This is a genomic window from Dickeya chrysanthemi NCPPB 402 (genome assembly GCF_000406105.1).
Classification (GTDB): domain Bacteria; phylum Pseudomonadota; class Gammaproteobacteria; order Enterobacterales; family Enterobacteriaceae; genus Dickeya; species Dickeya chrysanthemi.
On sequence record NZ_CM001974.1, the window covers coordinates 3,725,235 to 3,741,009 of the forward strand.

15 protein-coding genes and 1 other RNA gene are annotated in these 15,775 nt (G+C 53.7%); 8 read left to right on the forward strand and 8 right to left on the reverse strand.

Features of this window, described 5'->3' with window-relative positions:
• Positions 1-43 precede the first annotated feature (43 nt).
• Together DCH402_RS16375 and DCH402_RS16380 are read right to left on the reverse strand one after the other, a co-directional pair.
• Positions 44-907, reverse strand: a complete 864-nt coding sequence (locus DCH402_RS16375) for a TonB family protein (protein ID WP_226053221.1) — start codon at positions 905-907, stop codon at positions 44-46.
• Between the two features lie 350 nt (positions 908-1,257).
• Positions 1,258-1,683, reverse strand: coding sequence for a GNAT family acetyltransferase (locus tag DCH402_RS16380; RefSeq protein ID WP_012770957.1), 426 nt, complete (start codon positions 1,681-1,683; stop codon positions 1,258-1,260).
• Between the two features lie 200 nt (positions 1,684-1,883).
• Between DCH402_RS16380 and hemF the strand changes: the two genes are divergently transcribed.
• A complete protein-coding gene (gene hemF, locus DCH402_RS16385) occupies positions 1,884-2,822 on the forward strand; it encodes an oxygen-dependent coproporphyrinogen oxidase (RefSeq protein ID WP_040002282.1) in 939 nt (312 codons plus the stop codon).
• Positions 2,819-3,271, forward strand: coding sequence for a YaiI/YqxD family protein (locus tag DCH402_RS16390; RefSeq protein ID WP_040002283.1), 453 nt, complete (start codon positions 2,819-2,821; stop codon positions 3,269-3,271). Before hemF ends, DCH402_RS16390 begins: the two co-directional genes overlap by 4 nt.
• 66 nt (positions 3,272-3,337) lie before the next feature.
• Here the strand turns inward: DCH402_RS16390 and maeB are convergent, their stop codons facing one another.
• The gene (gene maeB / locus DCH402_RS16395) at positions 3,338-5,617 is read right to left on the reverse strand and encodes an NADP-dependent oxaloacetate-decarboxylating malate dehydrogenase (protein ID WP_040002284.1); all 2,280 of its coding nucleotides are present in this window, start codon (positions 5,615-5,617) and stop codon (positions 3,338-3,340) included.
• Positions 5,618-6,023: 406 nt separating this feature from the next.
• Here maeB and tal point away from each other — a divergent pair, with 406 nt between their 5' ends.
• A complete protein-coding gene (gene tal / locus DCH402_RS16400; protein ID WP_040002285.1) occupies positions 6,024-6,974 on the forward strand; it encodes a transaldolase in 951 nt (316 codons plus the stop codon).
• A gap of 66 nt (positions 6,975-7,040) precedes the next feature.
• Here the strand turns inward: tal and nudK are convergent, their stop codons facing one another.
• The 3 genes from nudK to grpE form a co-directional block, all read right to left on the reverse strand.
• Positions 7,041-7,625: a GDP-mannose pyrophosphatase NudK gene (gene nudK, locus DCH402_RS16405; RefSeq protein WP_040002286.1), complete on the reverse strand. Its 585-nt coding sequence runs from the start codon at positions 7,623-7,625 to the stop codon at positions 7,041-7,043.
• Positions 7,626-7,773: 148 nt separating this feature from the next.
• Positions 7,774-9,009, reverse strand: a complete 1,236-nt coding sequence (locus DCH402_RS16410) for an Nramp family divalent metal transporter (RefSeq protein WP_071604729.1) — start codon at positions 9,007-9,009, stop codon at positions 7,774-7,776.
• A gap of 355 nt (positions 9,010-9,364) precedes the next feature.
• Complete coding sequence (grpE, locus tag DCH402_RS16415) at positions 9,365-9,952, reverse strand: nucleotide exchange factor GrpE (RefSeq protein ID WP_040003675.1); 588 nt, start codon at positions 9,950-9,952, stop codon at positions 9,365-9,367.
• Positions 9,953-10,105: 153 nt separating this feature from the next.
• On the opposite strand from grpE, the gene nadK reads away from it, so the two are divergent.
• The 3 genes from nadK to bamE all read left to right on the forward strand — a co-directional run bounded on the left by nadK (position 10,106) and on the right by bamE (position 13,185).
• Positions 10,106-10,984 (forward strand): NAD(+) kinase, encoded by an 879-nt coding sequence (nadK, locus tag DCH402_RS16420; protein ID WP_040002288.1) that lies wholly within the window; start codon positions 10,106-10,108, stop codon positions 10,982-10,984.
• 83 nt (positions 10,985-11,067) lie between these two features.
• Positions 11,068-12,729, forward strand: coding sequence for a DNA repair protein RecN (gene recN, locus DCH402_RS16425; protein WP_040002289.1), 1,662 nt, complete (start codon positions 11,068-11,070; stop codon positions 12,727-12,729).
• Positions 12,730-12,840: 111 nt separating this feature from the next.
• Positions 12,841-13,185, forward strand: coding sequence for an outer membrane protein assembly factor BamE (gene bamE / locus DCH402_RS16430; protein WP_012770966.1), 345 nt, complete (start codon positions 12,841-12,843; stop codon positions 13,183-13,185).
• Positions 13,186-13,240: 55 nt separating this feature from the next.
• Here the strand turns inward: bamE and DCH402_RS16435 are convergent, their stop codons facing one another.
• Both DCH402_RS16435 and DCH402_RS16440 read right to left on the reverse strand, forming a co-directional pair.
• Positions 13,241-13,534: an RnfH family protein gene (locus DCH402_RS16435; protein ID WP_040002290.1), complete on the reverse strand. Its 294-nt coding sequence runs from the start codon at positions 13,532-13,534 to the stop codon at positions 13,241-13,243.
• A complete protein-coding gene (locus DCH402_RS16440; protein WP_040002291.1) occupies positions 13,527-13,961 on the reverse strand; it encodes a type II toxin-antitoxin system RatA family toxin in 435 nt (144 codons plus the stop codon). The genes DCH402_RS16435 and DCH402_RS16440 overlap by 8 nt, the downstream gene beginning before the upstream one ends.
• Before the next feature lie 155 nt (positions 13,962-14,116).
• Between DCH402_RS16440 and smpB the strand changes: the two genes are divergently transcribed.
• The gene (gene smpB, locus DCH402_RS16445; RefSeq protein ID WP_040002292.1) at positions 14,117-14,599 is read left to right on the forward strand and encodes an SsrA-binding protein SmpB; all 483 of its coding nucleotides are present in this window, start codon (positions 14,117-14,119) and stop codon (positions 14,597-14,599) included.
• 50 nt (positions 14,600-14,649) lie between these two features.
• Positions 14,650-15,030: a transfer-messenger RNA gene (gene ssrA / locus DCH402_RS21635) on the forward strand.
• The last annotated feature ends 745 nt before the right edge of the window (positions 15,031-15,775 follow it).

A 15,775-nucleotide genomic window follows, 5' to 3' on the forward strand; every position in this document is an offset into this window, starting at 1 on the left:
TCCCTGAGATATTGAAAAGAAAACAATCAATTTTGAAGTTCAATCAATTTTGAAGTTCAATATGGCCATTCAGCCGAAAAATGACGGACACGGTCTGATCGACGGCAGGTGATCCTGCCTGATAACGCCAGCGCGCCATGTCTTTGAGAACGTCGCTGCTGAACATGCCGTCGGGATTTTCCGCGAGTACCCGAATGTTGGTCACCGTACCGCTGGCCGTGACGTCAAAGCGCAATCGCACCTGTCCTTCCACACCCATCGAACGTGCTCGAACCGGATAATTCACTCGCCGTTGCAACGCCTTGAGCACATCACTCTGGCTACTTCCCGCGCCGCGGCTAGCCTGCCCTTGCACGCTTTCACCCGCCGGTGCAGCCTGACCGCCTGCCGACGCACTGGCGGACGCCGACGCCATCGCGCTATTTCCCTGCTCCGCCGGGCGAGCCTCGTCTGCCGCCGGCGCATCACGGGTTTCGCTGCGTGGTGCGGTTGATATTTTTCTGACGTCTGCTGTTTCGTTCGTTCGCACCGCCGTGGGCTCTTTTGGCGTACGCGGTAGTTCACGGGGTTTTTCTGCGGGTTTTGGCGGGCGTGTTTTCGTCGTTGAATCGGAAGACGCCGTCGTCACTACCGCCCGCTCATTGACAGGCAGCGCGGGCATCGCCGTCGGTGCCACAGCAACAGGTGTCTCTCTGGGAGCCGCAACAGGTTCAACAACAGAAGGTGTTTCAGTGTGTGCGGAAAACAGCCGCACAGAATGGGCGGAAAACGACGTGACATGCATACCCGTCGTACTTTCCCCGGCACGTCCGGCCTGCAGCAGCATCTGCTCACGAGGTGAGAACCCCCACAATAAGGCCCAGATTACCGACAGATGCACCACGACGGACAACAGGAAAGAATGCATAACTTTCAAAGTAATACCATGTTTTATTTATAAAAATAAGTATCAAATCATGGACGGGACCACGGTAAAGCCGCCGTAATCCCCTACCCATCCAAACAAGCGGAAACATCCTTTTCCAGATAATGAGAATTATTTTACAAATGATATCCATTATCAATAAATATTTACATGGCGTCAGTCAAACCTGATCTTTTGGACAGGTGGAAAAACGACTGTTGGGAAAGGTCGCAACGATGCGTATACAGCAACGGAAAGGAAAAACATGGCCGATGGGCCGGAGTAAGACACCGGGTTCAGACGGAGGCGAGGCGGGGTCTCTCCGTCATCAGCCGGCGGCGTATCAGCAGGGTTTAATACTCCTGGTCTTCAATCAACCGCTTGCCCAGCGTAATACTATCGACCATATCGTAATTCATCTTTTCATACATACTGATAACGGCGGTATTGCTCTGGCGCACCATCAGGTGGATCTTCGGGCAACCGCGCGCGATCAGTTTTTTCTCCAGACGGCTGATCAACGCATTGGCGATGCCGCGTCCGCGATAGTCGGGGTGAACCCCCAGATAGTAAGCGGAACCGCGATGTCCGTCATATCCGCCCATCACCGAGCCGACGACTTCACCGCCCACTTCCGCCACCAGAAACAGGTCGGGATCATGGTTGAGCTTGCGTTCAATATCCATTTCCGGGTCATTCCAGGGGCGCAACAAATCGCAGCGTTCCCAAAGGGTGATCACTTCTTCAAAGTCATCTTGCCTGAATATGCGGATTTCCATCACGGCTCGCCATCTAGAGTCAATCGGTCATCCCTGATTATCCCGTGATTCATCGCAGACGCAATATCTCCGTCATACACTTTTCCGCAATGACTGGCGATTCACGCCCGCGACATCTTCGGGCAATGGGCGACCTGCCGAATTCCGATATACTAGGGCAGAAATAAGCCCAACCGCCTTTCAACATCATAAGGGACATTATGAGCTCACCTGATATCAACGCGATCAAGCACTTCCTGCTCAAGCTACAGGACACCCTGTGCCGACAGTTGGAACTGGCCGACGGTAGCGCAACGTTTATCGAAGATGCCTGGCAACACGCATCCGGCGGCGGCGGACGCAGCCGTGTTCTGCGTCAGGGACGGGTGTTTGAACAGGCAGGCGTGAATTTTTCTCACGTTTCCGGCGCCTCGCTGCCGCCGTCAGCCAGTACTCATCGCCCGGAACTGGCAGGGCGCAGTTTTCAGGCGATGGGCGTATCGCTGGTTATCCATCCGCTCAATCCATATGTGCCGACCAGCCACGCCAACATTCGCTTTTTCATCGCCGAAAAACCGGGTGAGCCGGCCGTATGGTGGTTCGGCGGTGGTTTTGATCTCACGCCGTTTTATGGTTTTGAAGAGGATGCCGTTCACTGGCATCAAACCGCATTTGATTTATGTCGGCCATTCGGCGATGACGTTTACCCACGTTACAAGCAATGGTGCGACGATTACTTCTTCCTCAAACACCGCAATGAAGCACGCGGCGTCGGCGGCCTGTTCTTCGATGATCTCAACACGCCGGATTTCGACACCAGTTTCGCTTTCATGCGTGCGGTGGGCGAAGGGTTCCAACATGCCTATTTACCAATCGTCAATCGCCGCAAAGACATTCCATGGGGCGAACGGGAACGCCAGTTCCAGCTTTACCGCCGGGGGCGTTATGTGGAATTCAATCTGGTATGGGACCGGGGCACGCTGTTCGGCTTGCAAAGCGGCGGGCGTACCGAATCGATTCTAATGTCAATGCCGCCGCTGGTGCGCTGGGAATACCAGTACCAGCCGGAACCCGATAGCCCGGAAGCGGCGCTCTACCGCGACTTCCTGCCGCCGCGAGACTGGCTGGGCCTGAATACGCCGTCGGAGCCGCGCGAATGACCGCCATCTGGGTGGATGCCGACGCCTGCCCCAACGTCATAAAAGAGGTGCTTTACCGTGCCGCCGACCGTACCGCAACCCGCCTGACGCTGGTTGCCAACCAGCCGCTCAGAACGCCGCCTTCACCACACATCCACAGCCTGCGCGTTGCAGCAGGGTTTGATGTGGCGGATAACGAAATTGTGCGCCGTGTTCAGCCGGGCGATCTGGTGATCACCGCCGATATTCCACTCGCCGCAGAAGTGCTGGCAAAACAAGCCATCGCCCTCAACCCGCGCGGTGAGCGCTACACCCCGGATACCATCCGTGAGCGGCTGACCATGCGGGACTTCATGGATACGCTGCGCGCCAGCGGCGTGCAAACCGGCGGCCCGGCCGCATTAAACCAGCGTGACCGCCAGCAGTTCGCCAACGAACTGGAAAAGTGGTTACGCCAGCAACAGGCGTAAAAAAACCGGCAGAGAGATCTGCCGGTTTGGTTTTTTTGCCCGCAATTTTGCCGACAATCAACGCCATTACAGCGGTGCTGTCTGTGCTTCCACCACGGCCAGCGCCACCATGTTGACGATACGGCGCACAGAGGCGATCGGCGTCAGAATGTGTACCGGTTTCGCCACACCCATCAGCACCGGCCCGACGGTCACCCCCTCGGAAGACGAAACGCGCAGCAGGTTATAGCTGATACGCGCTGCTTCCATGTTCGGCATGATCAGGATGTTAGCCGCCCCTTTCAGCGGGCTGTTCGGCATCTGCTCACGACGAATGGCTTCCACCAGCGCGGCATCGCCGTGCATCTCGCCATCAATCTGTAGATCCGGAGCCATCTTGTTAACCAGCGCCAGCGTGGCGCGCATTTTCTTCGCTGTCGGCGAATCGGAGGTGCCGAAGCTGGAATGCGACAGCAACGCCACTTTAGGCTCAATACCAAAACGGCGCACGGTGCTGGCTGCCATCAGGGTAATTTCCGCCAATTGTTCCGGCGTCGGGTCCGGGTTGACATAGGTATCAGCGATAAAGGTGTTGCCGCTCGGCAGCAGCAGTGCATTCATCGCCCCCGCGACATGTACGCCTTCACGGTAGCCGAGCACTTTCTCCACCACACCGAAGTGCTCTTCATAATTACCGACCGTACCGCAGATCATCGCATCCGCTTCACCGCGATGCACCATGATAGAACCAATCAGTGTCGGGTTGGCACGCATGTCGCGCTGCGCCTGTTCCTGCGATACGCCGCGGCGTTTCATCATCTCGAAGTATTCGGTCCAGTAGGCTTTGAAGCGCGGATCGGATTCGTTATTAACCACCTCGAAATCCTTGCCGATGGCTATCTGCAAGCCCAGCTTCTGAATGCGTTTCTCGATCACTCCAGGACGGCCGATCAGCACCGGGAACGCCAACCCCAGCGAAACCAGTTCCTGCGTTGCGTGCAGCACGCGCGGGTCTTCCCCTTCCGCCAGCACCACACGCTTCGGCTGGGTGCGCGCCTGAGAGAAGACCGGCTTCATGAACAGGTTGGTTTTGTAGACGAACTGCGTCAGCTTCTCGATGTAATCGTCGAAGTTTTCAATCGGGCGGGTCGCCACGCCGGACTCCATCGCCGCTTTCGCTACCGCCGGCGCGATCTTGATGATCAAACGCGGATCAAACGGTTTCGGAATCAGGTACTCCGGCCCAAAGGAGAGATCCTGATCGCCATAGGCGGACGCCACCACTTCACTCTGCTCCGCCAGCGCCAGGTCGGCAATCGCATGCACGCAGGCCAGCTTCATCTCTTCATTGATGGTCGTCGCCCCTACATCCAGCGCACCGCGGAAAATGAACGGGAAGCACAGTACGTTGTTGACCTGGTTCGGGTAGTCGGAACGACCGGTACACACGATGGCGTCCGGGCGCACTTCTTTTACCAGCGGCGGCAGAATTTCCGGCTCCGGGTTAGCCAGCGCCATGATCAGCGGACGCGGCGCCATGGTTTTCACCATATCCTGCGTCAGCACGCCGGGGCCGGAACAGCCGAGGAAAATGTCCGCGTTCGGAATGACATCGGCCAGCGAACGGCTGCCGTTATCATCAATAGCGTACGCCGCCTTGGTTTCCGCCATGTTGGCTTCACGACCTTTGTAAATCACGCCGCGGGAATCGCATACCACGATGTTTTCATGCTTCAAACCGAGCGCCACCAGCAGGTTCAGACAGGCAATGGATGCGGCACCCGCACCCGACACCACCAGCCGGACGTCGGAAATCTGTTTTTCCACCACGCGCAGACCGTTTAGCACCGCGGCGGTACAAATGATGGCGGTGCCGTGTTGGTCGTCGTGGAAGACCGGAATCTTCATGCGTTCACGCAGCTTCTGCTCAATATAGAAGCACTCCGGCGCTTTGATATCTTCCAGGTTAATGCCGCCGAAAGTCGGCTCCAGCGCCGCGATCACGTCGATCAGTTTGTCCGGATCCTGTTCATCCACTTCGATATCAAACACATCGACGCCGGAAAACTTCTTGAACAGTACCCCTTTGCCTTCCATTACCGGTTTACCGGCCAGTGCGCCGATGTTACCCAGCCCCAGCACCGCAGTACCGTTGGAAATGACGGCCACCAGATTACCGCGCGCGGTATATTTGTAAGCGGCCAGCGGATCTTCAGCAATTTCCAGACAAGGTGCGGCGACGCCTGGAGAATAAGCCAGCGCCAGATCGCGCTGCGTGGCCAGAGGCTTGGTCGGGGAGACCTGGATTTTTCCCGGCACCGGATATTGATGGAAGTCCAGTGCGCTTTGTTTCAGTTGTTCATCCATAGCTAATTACCTTGTCTTATCGCTTTGTTAGTAGGGTAGCGGGCCACCCAGTTTATCGTGTCTGTGATTTGCGAAACCATGAAGCATTACAAAATCCGCAACGGAATACCGCTTAATATAGTTAATTAATGAGAGTGAAAATCACTCACCGCAACGCCCGCTTTCCGGCGAAAACACCGGAAAAACACAAAGCAGCACGCAGAGAAAAATGCCGGGAAATAAGCACGACTGTCTCTATTTATCCCGCCTTAACGGCAGACTTATGACAAATTAGCTATGCTTAGCCTTTATGACAGCATAGAGGATCACACCTGCTGATGACTGCGCAATCAGAAAAAACGCATGTCATTCCACCTCAAAATCCTGCAGTGTGATTCCGCTAAATTTCTCTTCAGGGAGCCAGGCCATGAACCAGCTAGACGCATTGAAACAATTTACCGTGGTAGTGGCAGACAGCGGCGACATCGAGTCGATTCGCCACTTTTTACCGCAGGATGCTACTACTAACCCGTCACTCATTCTGAAAGCCGCCAGCCTGCCCGCTTATCAGCCGCTGTTTACCGATGCGCTGGCGTATGCCCGTCAACAAGGCGGCTCCAGAGAAACCCAGCTCATCAATGCCAGCGACCGCCTAGCGGTCAACATCGGTACGGAAATACTCAATAGCATTCCTGGGCGAGTCTCCACCGAAGTGGATGCCCGTTTGTCGTTTGATCGCGGCATGTGTGTGGCAAAAGCCCGCAAACTGATCGCGATGTATGAGGAAAAAGACGTACATCGCTCGCGTATTCTGATTAAGCTGGCCGCCACCTGGGAAGGAATTCGCGCCGCTGAAGAGCTGGAAAAAGAAGGGATCAACTGCAATCTGACGTTGCTGTTTTCGTTTGCACAGGCTCGTGCCTGCGCGGAAGCCGGCGTCTATCTGATTTCGCCGTTTGTCGGCCGCATCTACGACTGGTATCAAGCCAGGCAACCTTCCGCCAACTACGATGCCGAACAGGACCCCGGCGTACTGTCGGTGCAGCGTATTTACGAATACTACAAACAGCATCGCTATCGCACCATCGTGATGGGCGCCAGCTTCCGCAAGGTGGAACAAATTCTGGCGCTGGCCGGGTGCGATCGCCTGACTATCGCCCCACCGCTACTGGAACAGTTGAAAAACAGCACCGCACCGGTGAAGCGCATTCTCAGCCCGTCGACCGAAGGCTTCCATCAGCCGACGCCGCTGTCGGAAACCGAATTCCGCTGGCAGCACAATCAGGACCCGATGGCGGTGGAAAAACTCTCTGAGGGCATCCGCTTGTTTGCGGCAGACCAACAGAAACAGGAAGATCTGTTAGCCGCTCAGCTTTAACCACGGTTTCGCCCTCAGCAAAAAGGGGCCTGTCGGCCCCTTGTCATCTACGGTTTTATCACGCGGTTAGCGTGCATCGGCAAACCAGCCGTTAATCTGTGCATGCTGCAACAACATGATGGTTTTACCATCTTTGATACGGCCATCTTTGACCATCGCCATCGCTTCACTAAACGGCAATTCCAACACTTCGATATCTTCGTCTTCCACGCCACCGCCGGAAGTCCGTTTTTGCGCCTCATCATATTCCGCCGCAAAGAAATGCAGCAGTTCGGTCACTCCGCCCGGCGACATATAGGCTTCGAACAACTTCTCCACCTGGCCGACCCGGTAGCCGGTTTCTTCAATCGCCTCATTACGAATACACTGTTCCGGCGATTGATCGTCCAGCAGACCGGCACAAGCCTCCAGCAACATCCCGCTTTCATTACCGTTCAGATACGTCGGCATCCGGAACTGACGCGTCAGAACAACCGTGCCTTTTACCCGGTTGTACAGCAAGATGGTCGCACCGTTGCCACGATCATACACTTCCCGCATCTGACGCACGGTGCCGCCATTCTTCCGCTTCAAATCGAACACGTATTTATGCAAGACAAACCAGTGATCGGATAACAGCTTTTTCTCAACGATAGTAATCGGCGCCGACATAATTGCATCTCTGTATCAAAAATCAGCTTCAGATAATAGGCCGGGCACCGTCGAATTGCACGTGATCAAACGATGAAGGCGGCAAGTCGAAACCATAAAAAAACAAACGCCCCCGACCAGCGGAGGCGCAACGAAAAGCAGGCGGCACTTATCCCAACAGCGTATCCAGCACCAGATACAAATTGAGAGCAATCACCAGACAAACAATGACCTTACCCGTATTCTGCACCCGGCGACTATTCACCAGATTTCCCATCAACTCACGATTACCGGTAAAAACCAGTAGCGGGATCAGCGCCAGCGCGATACCGAAGCTTAACAGCACCTGGCTTAACACCAGCACGCGGGTAGGATTCATGCCGGACAAAATCACGATAAACGACGGCAGCATGGTCACCACTCGGCGAACCCACAGCGGAATATGGAAACGCACAAAACCTTGCATCACCACCTGCCCGGCTAACGTCCCCACCACCGTGGAAGACAGCCCTGCCACGACCAGGCTCAGGCCAAAAATGGTCGCCGCGGCCTGCCCCAGCAGTGGTTTCAGCGTCAGATACGCCTCGTCCAGTTCGGCAACTGAAGTGTTGCCGCTAAAGTGAAATGCCGCCGCTGCCGTCGCCATCATCGCCAGATTGACAAACCCGGCAATGGTCATCGCCACCGCCACATCCACCTTGGTGGCGGAATAGCGCTCGGCACGGGTTATGTGGCTCTGCTGCTGCGTCAGCGACGAATGCAGATAAATCACATGCGGCATGATGGTGGCGCCCAAAACGCCGGCCGCCAGTAATACGGCGTCGGAATTCGGCAAACTGGGCATCGCCATGCCTTTGGCCAGAGAAACCAGTTCAGGCCGCAAAAATATCAATTCGACGATGTACGCCGCCGCCACGAACAACAACAAACCGCCAATCACCATTTCCAGCGGTTTTTGCCCACGTTGTTGCAACATGAGTATCAGGAATGTAGCGATACCGGTGAGGATCGCCCCTTCCAGCAGCGATACCCCCAGCAATAATTTAAAGCCGATCGCCGCGCCGATGAACTCCGCCAGGTCCGTCGCCATGGCGATGATTTCAGCCTGTACCCAATAAGCCCAGACAACGGGTTTAGGAAAGCGATCGCGAATATGCTCTGCCAGGTTTTTACCCGTCGCAATCCCCAGTTTGGCGGAAAGTAACTGGATCAACATCGCCATCAGGTTAGCCCACACCACCACCCACAGTAGTTGGTAGCCATAGGATGCGCCCGACTGAATATTGGTGGCGAAATTACCGGGATCGATATAACCGATCGCCGCGATAAAGGCCGGCCCCATCAGCGAAAGCTTGAGCTTTCTTGATGTTCGGCTGACTGACTCCACTACACGACTCCCCGGCATATGAGTAACCCTTCTAACGCTATTGTTTTATTACTCTCGCAAAGTTGATAATGATTATCAAGTGCATTTGGAGTGAAAGAAATGATTGCTCTGATAGGTAATGATAATGATGCATCTGCTTGACAAGCGACACATGTTTCGACACATAAAGATTAACAAAATATAAACATAAAAACGAACAATAAATAACGGACTAACTCACCGCTTTACAGGACGACGCAGGGAAAAGAAGGCTTACACGGCAGGCATAACTGTTTATTGAGCGTAACGAGGCGAAAATAAAGCAGAAAAAAGAAGAGCCGCTGAATCCGCCGGGAAGGCGTCCGCAGACGACTCCCCGAGGTAATCCAAAGCATTACTCTTTGGCTTTGGAAACGGCAACCATTGCAGGACGCAGCAAGCGGCCGTTCAGGGTATAGCCTTTTTGCATTACCATCATCACATGGTTCGGTTCATGATCGGCTGATTCGATCAGCGTCATCGCCTGGTGAATCTCCGGATTAAACGGCACATTCACCTCAGCCACAACCTCAATGCCAAACTTGCTCACCGCGGAAAGCATCGCCTTCAGCGTCAGCTCAACCCCTTCGATCATGCCGGAAAGCGCTTCGTTGGATTTATCCGCCATTTCCAGCGCCCGCTCCAGGTTATCAATCACCGGCAGCATTTCACCGGCAAACTTCTCCAGGGCGAATTTATGCGCTTTTTCCACATCCAGTTCGGCACGGCGACGGACGTTTTCCATCTCGGCGCGGGCACGCAATGCGTTTTCACGTTCACGCTGCTGGAGATCGTTCAGTTGCGCTTCCAATTCGGCGATACGTTCTTCACGCGGGTCAGCGAGATCCGTCGTCTCCGGCACGGCACCCGCTTGCTGACCTTGCTCCGTTTCCTTTTGATCCAAGACTTGCTCGTCAGGCGACTTCTGTTCTTTACTACTCATGAAATTCTCCGCGTTTTTCGCATTCATCTCGCTAGTTCGCTTATTATGGGGATCAAAACCGGGGTTTCAAGGGAACCACTCACATATTGTTGGTCCGATTTTCGGTCCGAAAACCGTGAGCGGCCGGTGTTCTCATGAGGATAAAGCACCCAAATGAACAGACCGTTTAACTGCATTGGCATTGTTGGCCATCCGCGTCACCCGCATGCATTGACCACCCATGAAATGTTGTATCACTGGCTACGCGCCCAGGGTTACCGCGTGGTGGTTGAACAACAAGTAGCCCGCGAACTGCAGTTGACAGAGGCCGATACCGGCAGCCTGTCGGAAATCGGCCAACAGGCCGACCTGGCGGTGGTTGTCGGCGGCGACGGCAACATGCTGGGTGCCGCGCGCGTCCTGTCGCGATACAATATCAACGTGATTGGCGTCAACCGCGGTAATCTCGGCTTTCTCACCGATCTCGACCCGGATCACACCCAGCAGCAACTGAGCGAAGTGCTGGCCGGCCGCTACATCCGTGAACAACGTTTCATGCTGGAAGCACAAGTGTGCCGCGCCAACCATCCCAACAGCAGCAGCACCGCCATCAACGAAGTGGTGCTGCACCCAGGTAAAGTGGCGCACATGATTGAATTTGAAGTCTATATTGATGACAAGTTCGCTTTCTCCCAGCGCTCCGACGGCCTGATTATTTCCACCCCCACCGGCTCCACGGCCTATTCGCTATCCGGCGGCGGCCCGATCCTGACCCCATCGCTGGATGCGATCGCACTGGTACCGATGTTCCCGCACACCTTGTCGGCACGGCCGCTGGTGATCAACAGCAGCAGCTCCATCCGGCTGAAGTTTTCCCATATCACCCAGGACCTGGAAATCAGCTGCGACAGCCAGATTGCTCTGCCGGTTCAGGAAGGTGAAGAGGTGTGTATTCAGCGCAGCCAGTATCACCTGAATCTCATTCATCCTGAAAATTATAGCTATTTCAATACATTAAGCAGCAAGCTCGGTTGGTCTAAAAAATTATTCTGAAAGTCGCGCTGGCTACTTTACTGTACAAAAAACCAGTCTATACTGTATGCAATAACAGGTGTTATTACATACAGGAAATTATCATGCTGGCGCAACTCACAATCAGTAATTTCGCCATAGTGCGCGAACTGGAAATTGATTTTCAGGCAGGGATGAGCGTCATTACCGGTGAAACCGGGGCGGGGAAATCCATTGCTATCGATGCTCTGGGTCTTTGTCTCGGCAACCGCTCCGATGCCAGCATGGTGCGTCCCGGCGCCGGTCGCGCCGACATCTGCGCTCGTTTCTCGCTAGCGGATACGCCAGCCGCGTTGCGCTGGCTGGAGCACAATCAGCTTGATGACAACAACGAATGCCTGTTGCGTCGCGTCATCGGTGCAGACGGCCGCTCCCGTGCATTCATCAATGGGACGGCGGTGCCGCTGTCGCAACTGCGTGAACTGGGTCAGCACCTGATTCAACTCCACGGTCAGCACGCTCACCAGTTGTTGCTCAAACCAGAACATCAACGCCACCTGCTGGATGCCTACGCCGACGAATCTCAGCTGCTTTGCGCCATGCGTCAGGTTTGGCAGCAATGGCACCAGAGTTGCCGTGAGCTGGCGCAACACCAGCAAGCGACCATCGAGCGGGAAGCGCGTCGGGAATTGCTGCAGTATCAGCTCAAGGAGCTTAACGAGTTCGCCCCCCAGCCGGGTGAATACGAGCAAATCGACGTCGAATACAAGCGGCTCGCCAACAGCGGGCAACTGATGTCGCTCAGCCAGCAGACGCTGCAGATTCTCAGCGAAAACGAAGACCAGAATGTGCTTGGCATGTTACACAACGCCAAACATCAGTTATCGGAGTTGGTCAGCATGGATGAAAAACTCTCCGGCGTGTTTTCCATGCTAGAAGAAGCCAGCATTCACATCAGCGAAGCCGGCGACGAGTTGCGTCATTACTGTGACCGTATGGATTTGGACCCAATCCGACTGTACGAACTGGAACAGCGCCTGTCGCGTCAATTAACGCTGGCACGTAAACATCACGTCACTCCGGAAGAACTTCCCGCGTTTCATCAACAGTTATTACAGGAACAACAACTGCTGGAGCAGCAAGAAAGCGATCATGAAACCCTGAGCCGCGCAGTACAGGAATTTCATCAACAGGCGCTGCATGTGGCCGAACAGCTTCACATCCGGCGCAGCCAGCACGCCATCGAGCTGGCGCAACTGATCACCACCAATATGCATGAACTGGCGATGCCGCACGGCCATTTCACGATTGAGGTGACCTTCTCTCCAGACTCACTGACCGCTACCGGTGCTGATCACATTGAATTCTGTGTCACCACCAACCCCGGTCAACCTCACCAGCCACTGGTAAAAGTGGCTTCGGGGGGCGAGCTGTCACGCATCGCACTTATCATTCAGGTGATCACCGCCCGCAAGATGGATACCCCAGCGCTTATTTTTGACGAAGTGGACGTGGGTATCAGCGGCCCGACGGCGGCGATTGTCGGCAAAATGCTGCGCCAACTTGGGCAATCGACTCAGGTCATGTGCGTGACCCACCTTCCGCAAGTGGCCGGATGTGGTCACCACCACTACTTTGTCAGCAAACACACCGATGGCGCCGCCACGGAAACCCTGATGCAGCCATTAGCTAAACGTGAACGACTGCAGGAACTGGCGCGTCTGCTTGGCGGCTCAGCCGTTACCAAAAATACCCTGGCAAACGCCAGAGAATTGCTCGCAGCTTAGTGGAGGTCAACTTTTTCGAATTCCCGCGGTCTTACAGACGTCTTGCAGGTTTTCAAGTCAGGCAAGGTCTATTATCATCTGCAACCTATGCCCTTAAGGAATGTAATCACTATGCGCTGTAAAACGCTGACTGTCGTCGCTGCGGTGGTTGTTGTTATGTTGACTGCCGGTTGTTCCACACTGGAGCGAGTCGTCTATCGGCCTGACATCAACCAGGGGAATTACCTTTCCTCCGTTGACGTTGCCAAAATTCATAACGGAATGACCAAACAGCAAGTCATCTACACGCTGGGCACCCCCATGCTGCAGGATCCGTTTGGATCAGATACCTGGTATTACGTCTTCCGTCAGCAACCGGGCCATCAAGCCGTGAAGCAACAAACGCTGACACTGACTTTCAACAGTCAAGGTGTACTGGCTAATGTGGATAACAAACCCACGTTGCAAGCGCAGTAAGTGAATAAGCTCGCCACTGTTATTCCCAAATGATCGGCACAAAAAATAAGGCACGTCACCGTGCCTTATTTTTTGAACGCTCCGCTCGCTGACGCCGCAGCTCTTTAGGATCAGCCAACAACGGCCGATAAATTTCCACCCGGTCGCCATCATTGAGTACATCGCTTAATTTCGCCGGTCGGCTAAAAATACCGATTTTATTGACGCCCAGATCAATATCCGGTCGCAACGCTAGCAAGCCGGATGCCTGAATGGCCTGCTCTGCCGTGCTCCCGGCTTCCAACGTTAGTGGTCGTAAATACTGCCGATCCGGCAATGCGTAAACCACTTCAACATGAATATCAGCCACAGTAGACCTCTTTGGCGCGTTGGGTGAATGCCTGCACCATGTTGTTGGCCAACTCTTTGAAAATTTTACCGAATGCCAGTTCAATCAGTGCATTCTTGAACTCAAAATCCAGATTCAGTTCCACCTTGCAGGCATCATCGCTCAACGGCGTAAAACGCCAGTCCCCGCGCAGTTTACGGAACGGGCCATCCACCAACTGCATTAAAATGCATTGGTTATCAATGAGCGTATTGCGGGTAGTGAATGTCTTGCTAATACCGGCTTTGGATACATCAACCGCGGCGGTCATTTCATTTTCGGAGGAAGACAGCACCCGGCTACCGGTACACCCTGGCAAAAAAGCTGGATAAGAGGAAACATCATTCACTAATTTATACATCTGCTCGACACTGAATGGGACCAGCGCAGACCGGCTGATTTTAGGCATACAATTTTCCGTGATTCATAAAACGCGCAAAATCATACCATCGATGAGCAGTCAGACAACCATTCTGCGAGGAACATCGCACCCGTTCACAAAGAACGGCATCAACACCAACGAGGGATTTCATTCACAGCAACAACCAGTATAATGACGACACTATGACAAAGAAAAAAGCACATAAACCCGGTTCAGCGACCATTGCGCTCAACAAGCGCGCCCGCCATGAATACTTCATAGAAGAAGAGATTGAAGCAGGGCTGGCTCTTCAGGGGTGGGAAGTCAAATCACTGCGTGCGGGCAAAGCCAACATCAGTGACTGCTATGTCCTGATGCGTGACGGTGAAGCCTACCTGTTCGGTGCCACATTCACGCCTCTGCACGGTGCTTCCAGCCATGTCGTGTGTGACCCGACCCGAACCCGTAAACTATTGTTGAATCAGCGCGAGCTGGATTCACTCTACGGTCGCGTTAACCGTGAAGGTTATACGGTAGTTGCGCTATCGTTGTACTGGAAAAACGCCTGGTGCAAGGTCAAGATTGGCGTAGCAAAAGGCAAAAAAGAACACGACAAGCGTGAAGACATCAAAGAGCGTGAATGGAAGCTGGATAAAGCGCGCATCATGAAAAAGGCCTCACGCTAACAGTTGCTAGCATAGCGAACCCTCTTTCTGTTATAATGGCACAATATCTTGGGGCTGATTCTGGATTCGACGGGATTCGCGAAACCCAAGGTGCATGCCGAGGGGCGGTTGGCCTCGTAAAAAGCCGCAAAAAAATAGTCGCAAACGACGAAAACTTCGCACCTGCTGCTTTAGCAGCTTAATCAGCCTAAGAAACTGAAGGTGTCCTCTCTCCCTAGCCTCCGCTCTTAGGACGGGGATCAAGAGAGGTCAAACCTAAAAGAGATCGCGTGGATGCCCTGCCTGGGGTTGAAGCGTTAAATCCAATCAGGCTAGTTTGTTAGTGGCGTGTCTGTCCGCAGCTGACAAGCGAATGTAAAGACCAGACTAAGCATGTAGTACCGACGGTGTAGGAATTTCGGACGGGGGTTCAAATCCCCCCAGCTCCACCACATTTGATAGGACAGCAGCAGGACAGCGTCTTTAAATACAATCAGTTAAAGACACAAGCCTGACAGCGACTGGACTATAAAAGGACTAAATTATGCACGTGAACTGCACGTGCATTTCATGTCTCTCCCGACAACCCCTGAATCACCATCAGGGGTTTTCTGTTTGTAAGAAAATGAAATAAGAAATCCCGCTCCTCGATGATTACTAGCGTTAGTTAGGTGCTGTTTTCCCATGACGGCTAGCCCTCCTCTAACTATTGGCGGGATATCTCACGGCACAACAATGTGCTAAACACACTGGCATCATCATTTCCCCCTACCGGTTTATTCAGGATTAACCGGCCGCTCTTCCTACCTCAGCAGCAAAACTTCACCGTTACCCGATAACTGTAACGGCGTGGAATGCCCTGCTCCCCGCTTTCTGTTTCACTCCACCCACAGCGGTCGCAAAAACCAAAAACGTGATAAAAATCACAAAAAACCAAACACACCCCGCTCATAAAACAACCACCAACAGAATAAATGCAAAATCTGCGCAATTTCTTGCTCACTTTCCAGCATAAATCCCTGTTTGCGCAATGGATGCCGTTTTTTCGGGAGGTCTGCGCAATTTTTTGCTCAAGTTTGACTTAGGGAAAATGGCGATATTATTTTTTCTTTAAAAACAATAGAATAAAAACTGGCACAGTCATTGCTTTGTAAACGGTGAAGTCACACTAACCGTTCAACAACAAGGAGCAAGACT